Raw genomic sequence first — 11081 nt, 5'->3', positions numbered from 1 at the left:
CTTCCGCGGCGACAAAGATGGTGGATTACGCCTTCGGCTAATCCACCCTCCGGCTCCGATTTACGGCACAACCAGCGAGCGCGTCGCGCGATCCCATCGCCACAGTCGCTCGTTGGTGAGTTCAGTCCCGCCCCACCAGCGCCGAATCGGATTGTGGCGGCAAAAATTCTCGTCGCCAGCCAGTACCGCGTTGCCGAACTCGGTCCGTGACAACCGCGATCCTCTATACCGATCGAGGCGAGCTGGCTCATTGTGCATGTCCAGGGCAAACGGGCCTTCATCCAGTCCCGACACCGCCGGCCTCTGGCAACGCGCGAGCCCGTCAAGCAGGGTTCCGACTTCCCAATATCCGTACACGCCTCGCTCGTTGGGCTTCTGATGGCCCGGGAAGACATCGAAGGGGTGCACGCCACCCGGCGCGATGAGCTGAAGTATCCGCGCTTCCGTAGCTCCAAGGCCTGAGGCGAGGTGCGGAAGTTCTTCAAGCAGGTCCAGAACGCAGCGTTCAAGCCGCGGCAGCGGAGTCAAATCCGCTTCGAGGAGATCGAACCAGGCCTGCGGCGTCGGCGCACGATAAGCCCGCCACGCACGACCGGCCAGTTCAAGGCAGTCTTGCGCGGGCGCGAGGATCCGCGGGTTCAGCTTCGCAAACGGCTGGGGATCGGCGCCTCCAACGGCCATGTCGAGCTGACGTATGACGAATTTGGAGATAGCCGCTCTCTCACGGCGGCAATGGTCGAGCAGCCACAGCAGAATCAATTGCGCATTTGGCTCTGGGCCCATCCACAGTTCGACCGAGTCGCATTCAGCAGACAGTTCGATCAGTCCGCGATCTCCCACACCCGGTTCGACGACGCGCCAAGGCGGCGTATCGTCCAGCCAATGAAGGCCGCGCGACTGCGTCGTGCGCGGCGCAAAGAAGGCGTCCAACTCGGCAGCGGACGGCAACAGTCCCCAGACAAGCCGGCGCTCGATCGCGATGACGAGGTCGGCGGGGCCGGCTTGCTGGAGAACGCCGGCTGTGGACGAATCTGTGGTGACGATAAGCCGGGTCATCTCCGCACGCTTCAAGGCTTCGTCAAAACAGAGCCCCAGCGCCACAGCCGATCGTTGGTCAGGTGGGTGCCGCCCCACCAGCGATCGATCGAATTGTGGTGGCTGAAATCCTCCTGATGGGCCAGGACCGCCTTGCCGAACTCGGTCAACGACAATCGACTGCGGAGATAGACCTCGTGCCGGGCTCTCAAATTTTCCCGTCCGATTGTGCGCAGCTCGCCGCCCAACCCGGCCACCACGGGCCTGGGGCCAAGCGCGAGCCCCTCCAGCAACGAACCCAACTCGAATTCCCTGAACACATATGTGCGCCGTTGCGAGCGCAGATGAAACAACGCATTTGTGTTAGCGAACCCACTGGCGAGGAGTTCAAGGAATCGCATCTCGGTCGCGCCAAGGCCCGTCAGCGGCGACGGCAGCTCTGCCAGCAGATCGACCAGGGCCGGCCGCAGCATCAACAAGGCGCTCAGATCGTGGCGGAGGAGATCAACGCAGGCCTCGGGCGTCGGTGCACGATAAGACTCCCACGCTATCGTGGCAGTCTCGAGTTCCTTTGCTGTGACATCCACGATGGGAATATGTGACGCCGACGTTTCGGAGACCTGCGCTCTTGCTTCGTACAGCTCGAACGCCAACAAGCGCAATTTGAGCTTTGGCAGCAAATTGGGGCACGAACCGAAATAATCGAGCAGCCAAATCAGCTGCAATTGATCTTCGGGGTTCGCATCGAACCAGAGTTCAATCTCGTCATAGTGCTCGCAAAAGTCGCCAAAGGACAGATTCTTGCGATCCCTGAAGGCATCAGGCCATTTCGTGCGCCAATCCGACCAGTGATCGCCCGGCTTGAGCGTCCCCGACTGCGCTCCGAAATAAGCTGCGAGATATTCCGGCGAAGGCAGCGGCCCCCACGCGAAACGGAAAACGAAGAAGACTGCAATATCGGCCAGCCCCGATTTGGCGAGATCGGTTCCGAACGAACTGGTCAAGATCAGACGCTTCATCGCACCACCTGATCACTCCAACGCAAAACGAAACGGGCGCCGATGACGTCGGCAACTCAACGTCCTCAGCGCCCGCTCCTCGCGAAAACTCTTTCGCGCTAAGGCTTACTCGTCCGCCGGCTCCTCGCCGTCGGCGTCGCGCTCCGGCGTGCCGGCGAGAATCTGCTCGGCGATCAGGCCGGAGTTCTGCCGGATCGCGGTCTCGATCTTGGCGGTGATATCAGGGTTGGCCTTCAGGAACGCTTTCGAGTTCTCGCGGCCCTGGCCGAGGCGCTGGCTGTCGTAGGAGAACCAGGCGCCGGATTTCTCGACGATGCCGGCCTTGACGCCGAGATCGAGGATCTCGCCCATCTTGGAGACGCCCTCGCCGTACATGATGTCGAATTCGACCTGCTTGAAGGGCGGGGCCAGCTTGTTCTTCACCACCTTGACGCGGGTGGTGTTGCCGACCACCTCGTCGCGCTCCTTGATCGCACCGATGCGGCGGATGTCGAGGCGGATCGAGGCGTAGAATTTCAACGCGTTGCCGCCGGTGGTGGTTTCCGGCGAGCCGTACATCACACCGATCTTCATGCGGATCTGGTTGATGAAGATCACCATGGTGTTGGACTTGTTGATCGAGGCGGTCAGCTTGCGCAGCGCCTGGCTCATCAATCGCGCCTGAAGGCCCGGCAACGCGTCGCCCATCTCGCCCTCGAGCTCGGCCTTCGGCACCAGCGCCGCGACCGAATCGACCACCAGAACGTCCACCGCACCCGAGCGCACAAGCGTGTCGCAGATTTCCAGCGCCTGCTCGCCGGTGTCCGGCTGCGAGATCAGGAGTTCGTCGATGTTGACCCCGAGCTTGCGCGCATAGACCGGGTCGAGCGCGTGCTCGGCGTCGATGAAGGCACAGATGCCACCCTTCTTCTGCGCTTCCGCCACCGTGTGCAGCGCCAGCGTGGTCTTGCCCGAGGATTCCGGTCCGTAGATTTCCACCACGCGTCCCTTCGGCAGGCCGCCGATCCCGAGCGCGATATCAAGCCCCAGCGACCCCGACGAGATCGCTTCGACATCCATCGAGCGGTCGTTCTTGCCGAGCTTCATCACCGAGCCCTTGCCGAACTGGCGCTCGATCTGGGAGAGCGCGGCGGCCAGGGCTTTAGTCTTGTCCATGGAGGATCCTTCGACGATACGCAGGGCAGTGGTGGACATGGGTCGTGCTCCTTATGGCGGGGATTCGCTAGGGGGACAAACGGCTGGCGCGGCGGGTCGTCGACAAAAACAATGTACTCTATTTGTTCCGAGTTCGCAATATGTTCTTTTGCGGATAACGGTACCGACCGAAGGCATGCGCCTGAAGCATGACGCGCATCAAAGACGCATCGCCCGGGCGCCGTCATGATTTCGCAATCCTGCCGTAGCGAATATTTGGCGGCGAACGGCTTTAGCTGCGCGGAGACCGCCACTCCGGGAACCTCGATCATGACTGAAAATACGCACCACGATGCCACCAGGCGCAATCAGCTGCTGGCGGCAGCGCTTGAGGAGATGGCGAAGTTCGAACGGAAGGAAAACGAATTCCGCCAGAAGGATCGCCGGGAGCGCGCCGCCGAACTCCACCTTCCTCTCGACCCGATCAATGTCCAATAGGGCCGCCGAGGCGCAGGCTATTGGTATCCTGACACCTCCAACAAGCCATTGACGGCGCAGCGAAATCCCTCGGCGACTTACTGTGCATGGGGTTGTTTTCGATGTTTCTGAGGCCGCGGCGGCGCGCGACCGCCCGGCATGGCAGTCCCACACCTTGCGCCCATGCTGCGCCTACATCAGCGCCAGCAACCCGATGCCGATCACCAGCACCACAAAGCCAACCGCCGTCGCGGCGGCGAACGACCGCTCTACCTTGTCCATGATGCGACCCCGCTGCCGGCGCGCCACGTTTCCCCCATGGCCGCGCCTGACGGTGCGAAATCTCGCCCGCGGCTGTGGCTCCAGTCGTGCGATCGGGTGGCCAAATTGGGACGTGTGCGGGGCCAGTCTGCGGCCTCTTCGGCCGGGGCCTTCAGTGCCGCGGTCAGGCACCCGTAAGCCTGCTCCCCTAATCTTCTCCCGCCCGGTGGACCAACACCGGGTCTCCATACCAGCCTGAGGACCCCGCTCTGCCCCGAGCGGGGTTTTTGGCTTACGCGCGCGGATTCGATCGGCCGGCCTGTCAGGCTGTCGTAAGCCGGGCAGGCTAGTGTTCTCTGGCTATGGTGTTGCAGCCCAGCACCTCAGCCTCCAATAACTCTCTCACCCGCTTGGCTCTCCCCAAGCGGGTTTTTTCATGCCTGCCGGCCGGTTCACGGCGCCCTCTCCTCTCGCGTCAGCCGCAGCGAGAAGGCGCGGATCGCGGGCGCCGCCAGCAGCACGATCGGCAGCATCGCGGCCCATGCGATCAGCCACGACACCATCCAGTGCCCGAGGAAGACCATCGCGCTGCCCGCAGGCAGGCTGGCGATGCCCGCCGCGATCAGCGAGGTCAGGCCGGACTGGATGATGCCGAAGACGAAATGACTGTAGCGGCGGGGAATGCCGAGCATGACGCGCCCTTGTTGCTTGGCCGGGCATCAGGTCAAGCAAGGCACGTGCCGCCGCTCGCATCGCAGGCGTCGGTCAGCGTCGCGAGTTGGTCACCGGCGCGCGCGGCATCGCCTCGGCGCAGCACGACAATCCCTCGAAACGCCAGAACGTGACGACGCTGCTCTCGCCGCACGCCTCGCAGACGAGCTCCTCGTCACCGAGCATGAACCGCCCGCGCCTGAACGTCGACGAGGAGGCGGGATGCCGGCAGCGAGGACAGGCCAGCGAGATATTCCGTGCACCCCAGCGCAGCACAATGTGTCTCAGCCAGTTCACGCCTTCCTCATTCGCGATATCGCGCTCGCGCCGCCCATCGGCATTAGCAGGAGCAGAGACGGATGACACGCAAAAGTGGAAAAGTGTCGACCACTCCTGCTCGCTTCGCACCACGATGGAACCACAGTGTGAAGGCCGTAGGCCGCCCGTGGCTCTCCCAACCTGAACAGAGTTCCTGCGGCGGCGATGTCGCCGCGTGCGACTCCCGTGGCGCAGCCTCCGCAAGCCTGTCTCCTTTCGGAATCCGAGTTCGTTTGTTTCGGACCACGCGCGATTTCCAAATCCCGATGATCTACCCACGGGTTACCGGCAGATTTCGCTTGTCGCGGGAATATTGTGACGCCCAACATGTTTGCGATCATGGAAGTGAATCGTGGAGGTGACCATGAATCACAGAGGCGTTGAGTTCACCGTCGCCAAGACCGCCATACCGGGCATCTGGCAGTGGCAGTTCCGCATCGGTGAAGAGACCAAGACGGGCAAGACCGAAACGAAGATCGACCTGCTGGCGATCCGCCGTGTGCAGCTGCGCATCGATCGGGAGTTGAAGGCCATCGGACAGCGGACGGGGCCTGAACCCGAGTCCGGCGGCATGGTCGCGGGTGAAAATGCCTAGTCGGCGCTGGGCAGCCGCCGCATGGTGAATTCGATCTCGCCGCCGGGCAGTTCGCGCCAAGCCTCGACCGCGCTCATATAGCCCGCCTTGGGGTAGCGGGCGAAGAAGGCCTGCGCCCTCGCCCGCGCCGCCTCACGTGGCAAGGTGAAAGTCTCGCGCAGATAACCATCGCCGCGGCTTTCGCCCGGCTGGCCGCCCATCTTGCGCCGGCGTGCCATCCGCTCGGCGAGATCCCGCGGACGATCGGCCATCCCGTACCTCCACTACGCAACACGCATTCGAGAATGTAGGGCGCGGACCGGACGAAGAGGAGTCCCGGCCGGAGGCGTCAACCGCCTCCGATCGGACGATACGATCAATTGGGGGTCGCGCCGGATTTCTTCTTCGGCGCACTGGTTGCGGCCGACGCCTTCGGCGCAGCAGACGGCTTCGGCGGATCGGTGCGCATGCCGCCCCAGGGATCGTTGGACGCCTTGGAATCCGGAATCTTCTTCAGCGTTTCCTTGTAGGCCCTGTCACGCTCGGCTTCCGCAGCCTTCTCTTCCGGCGTCTTGCTCGGGCCGTCCTGCAGCAAATTGAGATTGGGCATTTGCGCGTAGGCCGGTCCCGCCAGCACGGCCAGCAGCACCGCCGCCATACGGAAAAGCTTCATCATGTACTCCTTAGGTCCATCAGGGGCGGATCAACCGCGCCTGGTCGTCCCTGTCAACCGCCCGCCGAGGGCCGCATCGCCGCACCATATCGGGCGAAGTCAGGCATTTTCAAGCCGACCGACCGGCACAAGACCGGGTGACTTTGCCGCGCCAATCCGCGCAAGATGCCCGCAACATCCGGCAACACGGGGGGAAACGACAGCAATGCCATCGCAGCCAGAAGCCGAGTTCGGCATCACCGAGGCCAGGCGCATCCTCGGCGAAGTCTTCGCGCCATGGGTCCAGGATCTCAACCTCACCGTCGAGCGCATCGAGCACGCGCAGCCGGCCGATATGCCGGACTGGCAGCCGAACGCGCTGCTCCGCATGCCATTTTCGGAACGCCTGTGCCGCAATGGCGGCGTGGTCTGCGGCCAGGCACTGATGGCACTCGCCGACACCGCGATGGTGATCGCGAACCTCGCCGCCAATCGCGGCTACCGTCCGATGACCACGGTCGACCAGACCACGCATTTCATGCGCGCGGTCTCCTCCTCCGACGTGCTCGCGGATGCCCGCGTGGTGCGGCTCGGGCGCACCATGAGCTTCGGCCGCGTCACGCTGCTCTCCGCCAATGACAACAAGCCAGTTGCGATGGTGTCGAGCGCATTCGCGATGTTGCCGGGCTGAGCATCATCCCAAGAAAAGAGAGCCGCGTGAGCGCAAAGCGCACCGCGGCCCTCCATCACGATCGTATCGAAGCGAGAGGCCGAAGCGCGATTGCTTCCGCGCTTCGGCACGCTTGAAGAATTACTTGCCGAGAATTTCGTCGGCCGCGGTGACGACGCTGACGGTCGGATTCTTTCCGCAATAGGCACCGAACTTCTTGGCATTATCGATGAACACCTCGGTGTCGATGATCGCGTTGTCTTCGTCGCCCTTGTACCAGCCGTCCATCCAGGTCAGCACGACCGCGATGTTGTCTTCCCCGCTCTCGAGGAACTGCTTGCAGGTCATGGTCGAGAGGTCCCACTTGACGGCATGGGCAGGCATCGACGACAGCGAGAACGCTACGGCGAACAGAATCGAAAGCGTGGTCTTCATCAGTATCTCCATCGGCGCGGGACGCCATAAAAGAAAAGGCTTGCGAGGAAAGTCGGCAGAGTGACTCGCCGCTTCAACGTCGTAAACGAAGTCTGAAGCGCTGCGCAAGTAGCGCCAGTATTGAGTTTAGTTCAACGTAATTTCTATGCACTATTTCACAAGCGTCATTATGGATTAACGCGAATGATCGAGAAGCGTGCAGCGCAGCGGCACCGTGTTTTCAAGGGTGGAAAGATCATTTTTGAAAACAGCGGCATCGCGTGCACGGTGCGAAATATGTCGTCCAGCGGCGCGGCGATCGACCTCGAAGGCCCCGTCACATTGCCGCAATCGTTCACGCTGTCGATCGCGCGCGACAATTTGGTGCGGAATTGCCGTGCCGTTTGGCGTAGCGACAGACGCATCGGCCTCGCTTTCGTACAGTAGTACACACGGTGTGAATGCGCGTTCGCAACGCGGGCACGATGCAGTGCTATGTTCGCCCGATACGACGTCTGCGACGCCAGCGAAGGCTCCCGATCGCAAGCACGACGATCGCGAACGCGACCAGTGAGGCCTCCGCAAAAAATCGTCCGCCCGGACGATCGATCGTGCGCGACCACAATGACGGCCCCTCGCCCGGCCGCGCCAGACGAAACGCAACGACGCTGTCGCCGATCGAGGTGCCCGCCTCGGAATGGCCGCCGGCGCCGATCGCGACGTATTGCTCGCCCTTCCAGAGATAGGTCATGGGATTGGCGACGCCGGGCACGGGCAGCCGGCCTTGCCACAGCTCCCTGCCGCTTCGCGCATCGAAGGCGCGCAGATAGGCGTCCATCGCACCGGTGAAGACGAGACCACCCGCGGTGACCGCGAGCCCGTTCACGAGCGGCGCGCCCCAGGGCAGCGGCACGCCGAGCGGCGCGAGGTCCTCGGTGGTCCCGACCGTCGCACGCCAGATGATCTTGCCGGCCTTCAGATCGACCGCGACCATCTCGCCCCAGGGCGGCTTGTTGCAGAGCAATCCGAGCGGCGAAATCATCACCGCGCGCGACATCGCGAACGGCGCGCCGCGCTGCTGGCCGAAATCGTGGCCGGGCGGCGGATTGAATCCGGCGGCCTCGGCGCGCCGGATCAGCTTGATGAGATGAACGGCGCGGCCGGTGTTGGCGTAGAGAATCTGATTGAGCGGATCGAACGCAGCGCTGCCCCAGTTCACCCCGCCGCCCGTGAACGGAAATTCCATCGTGCCCTGCGTCGAGGGCGGCGTGAACAGCCCCTCGTTGCGCGCCTCCGCGAACTGCTTTTCGCAAGCAGAGCGGCGCAGGCCGGGCCACAGCGAGAGCGCATCGTCGGTCGAGATCGTCTGCGATGTCAGCGCCGGCACATGCGTCGGAAACGGCTGTGTCGGCGACAGCCGCTCCCCCGCGGCGCCGCCCTGCGGCACCGCGCGCTCCTCGACCGGCCACACCGGCTTGCCGGTGTCGCGGTCGAGCACGAAGACAAAACCCTGCTTGGTCGGCTGGATCACCACATCGCGCTGGCCGTCACCGGTATCGAGGCGCGTCAGCGTCGGCTGCGCCGGCAGATCGTAGTCCCAGACGTCGTGGTGCACGGTCTGGAATGCCCATACGAGTTCGCCGGTCTCGATGCGCAGCGCGACCACCGAATTGGCGTGCTCGTTGTTGCCCGGCCGCTTGCCGCCCCAGAAGTCCGGCGACGGCGAGGATGTCGGCAGGAACACCAGCCCACGTGCCGCGTCCACCGACATCGGCGCCCAGACATTGGCGTGGCCGGCCTCGATGCCGTCGCGCTTCAGTGGCTCGAAGGTCCAGCGTGCCTGACCCGTGCGCGCATCGAACGCGCGCACCACGCCGCTCGGCGCGTCGACGCGGCGGTTGTCGCCGATCGCGGAGCCGACCACGATGACACCGCGGCCAACGGCCGGCGGCGAGGTGATCTGGAATTCGCCGGGCCATTCCAGCGCCGTGCCGATATCGAGCTTGATCTGCCCATTCTCGCCGAAGTCGGTACAGGGCGCACCGGTCCTCGCATCGAGCGCGATCAGACGAACATCGTTCGTGCCCATGAAGATGCGCGATCGACAGGCGGCATTCGCAGGCGCCTCATCGTCGATCCAGTACGTCACGCCGCGGCAGACGTAGCGATTAGCGGGGCGTTGATTTGTGGCGATCTTCGGATCGAAGCGCCACTTCTGCACGCCGGTGCCGGGATCGAGCGCAATCACCTCGTTGAAGGGCGTGCAGAAGATCAGGCTGTCTTCGACGAAGAGTGGCGTCGCCTGGAATTTGGTTCGCCGCATCAACTCAGCCGGGCGGGCCGCAAGATCGCCGGTGTGGAATTCGAACGCCCGAACCAGATTACCGACATTGTCGGGCGTGATTTCTCGCAAGAGCGAAAAGCGCGAGCCGCCGGCATCGCCACCCCAGCTGTCCCAGGCCATGCACGGCCATGACGCAAGCAGGAGAAGCGCGAGGACAGCGGCCAAACAGCACGGGCGGGTCGGCAACGCCCGCCTCGCCTATTTCGGTTTCTTGACGGGCTCGGCCGGACGAGCCCCGCTCCAAGGGTCGTACTTCTCCTTGGGCTCGGGAATGCGCTCGAGTGCGGCCTTGTAGGCCTTCTCGTCGACCTTGGGCTTGTTGTCCGCCTTGGGCGCGCCTTCGTTCGGCTGGCCTCTGCCACGGCCCTGCGCCTGTACCGACACGACCGTCAGTGCCAGCAGTGCGGCCGCTATGACCAGAATCCTCATTGGCGTAATCCCCCTCGTCTGGGGTACAAACTAGCTCGCAATCCCGTAATAGCAAATATCGCGGGCTCCCTGATCTTCAGCAAGACTTGCCTTTTCAGCCAAGACTTGTCTTCAGCAAATCTTGATCGGCCGGGACTTCGCCAGATCGCATTCCTGCCTATCTGTTGGCCCGCAGGGGACCTTCACGGATGTTGCGGATTGTTGCTCATGCGGCGCTGATCGCCGCCGCGCTGGCACTGGCGTCTTGCGGCTTTGCCGACAGCCGCGCGCCGGTGCCCGAGTTCATGCGCCTGAAAGAAGCCGAGCAGCAGCCGCCAGAACCCGCTCCCGATGTCAAGCGCTTGGTGCGCGATCAGATCGACGTGGTCTTCGTCACAACGTCCTATCCGCGTGAGGTGCACGTCGCCCCGCCCCATCGAGAGGTGCGCGGACCGGGCTGGACGGCCTGCGTCCGCGCGCAGCTCACCTCCGCCACCGGCACCGCGCTCGGCACCCAGACCTACATCGTGACGATATCCGGCGGAAAAGTGGTCGATCGCCGTCGTGCCGAGGCGGATGACATCTGCGGGTCGGAGACCTACGAACCGATCTGACGCCCTGTTCCGGGAAAAACATGCACCCAGCCGGGAACGATCGCCTCCTCGCATTCTTGTTACCGTCATAGGGCAGTTTCGGAGGAGGACATGATGAGGACGTTGACGATTGCACTGCTGGCGAGTGTCGGAGCTCTCGCTGCGGCGAGCGCCGCAAAGGCTGCCGATATCTACACGACCAGCGAATACGCCAGTCCCGATCTCGTTCAGCAGGTCCGGCTCGTGTGCGATGACGCCGGCAATTGCTATCGGACGCGCGGCGGCGCGCGCGTGATCGTGCGCGATTCCTATAACACCATGCCGCGCGAGCGCTATTACGAACGCCGCACCTATCGCGACTGGGACGATGGTCCGCGCGGCGGCATCGGCATTCGCGCCCCGGGCGTCAGCGTGGGTGTCGGTGTCGGCGACCGCTGGTAATCGTTGAAGCCATGATGGCGGGACCGGACG

The 11081-nt window shown here is 63.6% G+C and carries 16 protein-coding genes; 6 read left to right on the top strand and 10 right to left on the bottom strand.

Features of this window, described 5'->3' with window-relative positions:
- Positions 1-60: 60 nt before the first annotated feature.
- The 3 genes from WHZ77_RS11640 to recA form a co-directional block, all read right to left on the bottom strand.
- Positions 61-1101, bottom strand: coding sequence for a hypothetical protein (locus tag WHZ77_RS11640; RefSeq protein WP_375313794.1), 1041 nt, complete (start codon positions 1099-1101; stop codon positions 61-63).
- Complete coding sequence (locus tag WHZ77_RS11635) at positions 1068-2054, bottom strand: hypothetical protein (RefSeq protein WP_375313793.1); 987 nt, start codon at positions 2052-2054, stop codon at positions 1068-1070. Before WHZ77_RS11635 ends, WHZ77_RS11640 begins: the two co-directional genes overlap by 34 nt.
- 105 nt (positions 2055-2159) lie before the next feature.
- Positions 2160-3248 carry a recombinase RecA gene (gene recA, locus WHZ77_RS11630; protein WP_375313792.1) on the bottom strand — a complete coding sequence of 363 codons (1089 nt, stop codon included), beginning with the start codon at positions 3246-3248 and terminating at the stop codon, positions 2160-2162.
- Between the two features lie 186 nt (positions 3249-3434).
- Here recA and WHZ77_RS11625 point away from each other — a divergent pair, with 186 nt between their 5' ends.
- A complete protein-coding gene (locus WHZ77_RS11625) occupies positions 3435-3686 on the top strand; it encodes a hypothetical protein (protein ID WP_375314892.1) in 252 nt (83 codons plus the stop codon).
- Between the two features lie 692 nt (positions 3687-4378).
- Here the strand turns inward: WHZ77_RS11625 and WHZ77_RS11620 are convergent.
- Together WHZ77_RS11620 and WHZ77_RS11615 are read right to left on the bottom strand one after the other, a co-directional pair.
- Positions 4379-4618, bottom strand: a complete 240-nt coding sequence (locus WHZ77_RS11620) for a DUF2798 domain-containing protein (RefSeq protein ID WP_375313791.1) — start codon at positions 4616-4618, stop codon at positions 4379-4381.
- Positions 4619-4691: 73 nt separating this feature from the next.
- A complete protein-coding gene (locus tag WHZ77_RS11615) occupies positions 4692-4934 on the bottom strand; it encodes a hypothetical protein (RefSeq protein ID WP_375313790.1) in 243 nt (80 codons plus the stop codon).
- Positions 4935-5319: 385 nt separating this feature from the next.
- Between WHZ77_RS11615 and WHZ77_RS11610 the strand changes: the two genes are divergently transcribed.
- Complete coding sequence (locus WHZ77_RS11610; RefSeq protein ID WP_151649350.1) at positions 5320-5550, top strand: hypothetical protein; 231 nt, start codon at positions 5320-5322, stop codon at positions 5548-5550.
- On the opposite strand, the gene WHZ77_RS11605 is transcribed toward WHZ77_RS11610, so the two are convergent.
- Together WHZ77_RS11605 and WHZ77_RS11600 are read right to left on the bottom strand one after the other, a co-directional pair.
- A complete protein-coding gene (locus WHZ77_RS11605) occupies positions 5547-5801 on the bottom strand; it encodes a hypothetical protein (protein WP_015685021.1) in 255 nt (84 codons plus the stop codon). The genes WHZ77_RS11610 and WHZ77_RS11605 overlap by 4 nt on opposite strands.
- Positions 5802-5905: 104 nt before the next feature.
- Entirely contained in the window at positions 5906-6202 is a 297-nt protein-coding gene (locus WHZ77_RS11600; protein ID WP_375313789.1) for a hypothetical protein, read from the bottom strand.
- A 205-nt stretch (positions 6203-6407) separates the two neighbouring features.
- On the opposite strand from WHZ77_RS11600, the gene WHZ77_RS11595 reads away from it, so the two are divergent.
- A complete protein-coding gene (locus WHZ77_RS11595) occupies positions 6408-6872 on the top strand; it encodes a PaaI family thioesterase (protein ID WP_375313788.1) in 465 nt (154 codons plus the stop codon).
- Positions 6873-6992: 120 nt separating this feature from the next.
- Here the strand turns inward: WHZ77_RS11595 and WHZ77_RS11590 are convergent, their stop codons facing one another.
- Positions 6993-7286: an HdeA family protein gene (locus WHZ77_RS11590; protein WP_375313787.1), complete on the bottom strand. Its 294-nt coding sequence runs from the start codon at positions 7284-7286 to the stop codon at positions 6993-6995.
- 183 nt (positions 7287-7469) lie between these two features.
- Between WHZ77_RS11590 and WHZ77_RS11585 the strand changes: the two genes are divergently transcribed.
- Positions 7470-7712 (top strand): PilZ domain-containing protein, encoded by a 243-nt coding sequence (locus WHZ77_RS11585; RefSeq protein ID WP_375313786.1) that lies wholly within the window; start codon positions 7470-7472, stop codon positions 7710-7712.
- Between the two features lie 46 nt (positions 7713-7758).
- On the opposite strand, the gene WHZ77_RS11580 is transcribed toward WHZ77_RS11585, so the two are convergent.
- Both WHZ77_RS11580 and WHZ77_RS11575 read right to left on the bottom strand, forming a co-directional pair.
- Positions 7759-9729: a pyrroloquinoline quinone-dependent dehydrogenase gene (locus WHZ77_RS11580; RefSeq protein ID WP_375313785.1), complete on the bottom strand. Its 1971-nt coding sequence runs from the start codon at positions 9727-9729 to the stop codon at positions 7759-7761.
- A 78-nt stretch (positions 9730-9807) separates the two neighbouring features.
- On the bottom strand, positions 9808-10038 hold the full coding sequence (locus tag WHZ77_RS11575) for a hypothetical protein (RefSeq protein ID WP_375313784.1): 231 nt from the start codon (positions 10036-10038) through the stop codon (positions 9808-9810).
- A 188-nt stretch (positions 10039-10226) separates the two neighbouring features.
- Between WHZ77_RS11575 and WHZ77_RS11570 the strand changes: the two genes are divergently transcribed.
- Both WHZ77_RS11570 and WHZ77_RS11565 read left to right on the top strand, forming a co-directional pair.
- Positions 10227-10631: a hypothetical protein gene (locus tag WHZ77_RS11570; protein WP_375313783.1), complete on the top strand. Its 405-nt coding sequence runs from the start codon at positions 10227-10229 to the stop codon at positions 10629-10631.
- 90 nt (positions 10632-10721) lie between these two features.
- Positions 10722-11051, top strand: a complete 330-nt coding sequence (locus tag WHZ77_RS11565) for a hypothetical protein (RefSeq protein WP_375313782.1) — start codon at positions 10722-10724, stop codon at positions 11049-11051.
- The last annotated feature ends 30 nt before the right edge of the window (positions 11052-11081 follow it).

The organism is Bradyrhizobium sp. A5, assembly GCF_042076515.1.
GTDB classification, from domain to species: domain Bacteria; phylum Pseudomonadota; class Alphaproteobacteria; order Rhizobiales; family Xanthobacteraceae; genus Bradyrhizobium; species Bradyrhizobium cosmicum.
This window is presented reverse-complemented; position numbering and strand designations above follow the sequence as displayed.

Excerpts from the sequence above, each read along its gene's own strand:
- WHZ77_RS11600 (WP_375313789.1), bottom strand. The coding sequence starts at position 6,202 with ATGAAGCTTTTCCGTATGGCGGCGGTGCTGCTGGCCGTGCTGGCGGGA.
- WHZ77_RS11610 (WP_151649350.1), top strand. The coding sequence starts at position 5,320 with ATGAATCACAGAGGCGTTGAGTTCACCGTCGCCAAGACCGCCATACCG.
- WHZ77_RS11625 (WP_375314892.1), top strand. The coding sequence starts at position 3,435 with ATGATTTCGCAATCCTGCCGTAGCGAATATTTGGCGGCGAACGGCTTT.
- WHZ77_RS11585 (WP_375313786.1), top strand. The coding sequence starts at position 7,470 with ATGATCGAGAAGCGTGCAGCGCAGCGGCACCGTGTTTTCAAGGGTGGA.
- WHZ77_RS11635 (WP_375313793.1), bottom strand. The coding sequence starts at position 2,054 with ATGAAGCGTCTGATCTTGACCAGTTCGTTCGGAACCGATCTCGCCAAA.
- WHZ77_RS11590 (WP_375313787.1), bottom strand. The coding sequence starts at position 7,286 with ATGAAGACCACGCTTTCGATTCTGTTCGCCGTAGCGTTCTCGCTGTCG.
- WHZ77_RS11620 (WP_375313791.1), bottom strand. The coding sequence starts at position 4,618 with ATGCTCGGCATTCCCCGCCGCTACAGTCATTTCGTCTTCGGCATCATC.
- WHZ77_RS11565 (WP_375313782.1), top strand. The coding sequence starts at position 10,722 with ATGATGAGGACGTTGACGATTGCACTGCTGGCGAGTGTCGGAGCTCTC.
- recA (WP_375313792.1), bottom strand. The coding sequence starts at position 3,248 with ATGTCCACCACTGCCCTGCGTATCGTCGAAGGATCCTCCATGGACAAG.
- WHZ77_RS11570 (WP_375313783.1), top strand. The coding sequence starts at position 10,227 with ATGTTGCGGATTGTTGCTCATGCGGCGCTGATCGCCGCCGCGCTGGCA.
- WHZ77_RS11575 (WP_375313784.1), bottom strand. The coding sequence starts at position 10,038 with ATGAGGATTCTGGTCATAGCGGCCGCACTGCTGGCACTGACGGTCGTG.
- WHZ77_RS11580 (WP_375313785.1), bottom strand. The coding sequence starts at position 9,729 with ATGGCCTGGGACAGCTGGGGTGGCGATGCCGGCGGCTCGCGCTTTTCG.
- WHZ77_RS11605 (WP_015685021.1), bottom strand. The coding sequence starts at position 5,801 with ATGGCCGATCGTCCGCGGGATCTCGCCGAGCGGATGGCACGCCGGCGC.
- WHZ77_RS11595 (WP_375313788.1), top strand. The coding sequence starts at position 6,408 with ATGCCATCGCAGCCAGAAGCCGAGTTCGGCATCACCGAGGCCAGGCGC.